At 46.3% G+C, this 1,153-nt stretch carries 2 protein-coding genes; one reads left to right on the forward strand and one right to left on the reverse strand.

The genetic code is table 11. The features are described from left to right. The first annotated feature begins 7 nt into the window (after positions 1-7). A complete protein-coding gene (locus R7E42_RS24985) occupies positions 8-427 on the forward strand; it encodes an RNA-binding protein (protein WP_318073236.1) in 420 nt (139 codons plus the stop codon). On the opposite strand, the gene murI is transcribed toward R7E42_RS24985, so the two are convergent. After that, the coding region (gene murI / locus R7E42_RS24990; RefSeq protein WP_318073234.1) for a glutamate racemase at positions 381-1,153 on the reverse strand (773 nt) is incomplete at its 5' end. The genes R7E42_RS24985 and murI overlap by 47 nt on opposite strands.

Genomic DNA, 1,153 nt, shown 5'->3' on the forward strand with positions numbered 1-1,153 from the left:
TGCCGGGCTGGCCGTCATTGGGGGAGTACTATTCTCTCAATTCGCTATTCCACCAGCTTTGAGCTTTCTTATCGGTGTTGCCGCTACTGCTTTTCTATTTTCATTTTCTAGCCAAACACCATCTATTCAACCAACGGAATCTGATCCTTCAACTAAAACGCTGTATGTCGGTAACCTTCCTTATAAAGCAAATGAGAGTCACGTTCGTGATTTATTTGCAGAGTATGGGCAGGTATTTGCTGTGCGCTTAATGAAAGATAAACGCACAGGTAAAAGAAGAGGGTTTGGTTTTGTCGTTATGGCCGCTGCTGACGCAGAACCGGCTATCGTGAAGTTAAATGAAAGGGAATATATGGAGCGAACACTTAAAGTTCGTATTGCTAACGATCCGAAACACCCAGATGGCGATAAATCTGAACTGGATTAAATCCTAATTTCGCCAGACAAATATTCAGTGCATCTTCTTGCCAAGGAGGTGCACTGGCAAAGATTCGTTTTATCCCTTCTTCTTTCTCTTCAAGCTCGCCACAAGACAGTAATGCTTTAACCCGGCGCGCTATCGCCTCCCCAGAATCAATCAAAACGACGTTGCTACCCAGCACTTGCTGAATTTCGCTTTTGATTAATGGGAAGTGTGTACAACCAAGTACAGCGACGTCTACTTTATTGCATAGCGGCGATAAGATGCTTTTCAGTTCATCCAAAGGAACACTTTCACCACGTAGCTTTTCTTCTGCCATATCAACCAAACGCGTCGAACCTAGCAGTTCAACTGGCTTACCTTGCGCAAAATCGCGGATCAGCTCATGAGTGTATTGACGAGTGACGGTCGCAGGCGTTGCGATTAATCCTACTCCCTGAGTCGCTAGTAAGGAGGCCGGTTTGATGGCAGGCACGACGCCAACAACTGGCACTGATAAGTTGTCACGCAATGACGGCAGCACGATTGTACTGGCAGTATTGCACGCAATGACGACGATATCGATGTGATGCTCTGCTACCAATGCGGAAACCAGCTGATTGACGCGCGAGATAAGCACATTCTGATCGAGTTCGCCGTAAGGATAAGCTTCGTTATCGAACAGATAGAAGTAGTCTAAGTGTGGAAGGAGTTGGTGAATTTCTTGGAAAACTGACAGTCCGCCGACACCGG

Origin of the sequence: Vibrio sp. Vb1337, assembly GCF_033338715.1 — a bacterium.
Classification (GTDB): Bacteria; Pseudomonadota; Gammaproteobacteria; order Enterobacterales; family Vibrionaceae; genus Vibrio; species Vibrio alginolyticus.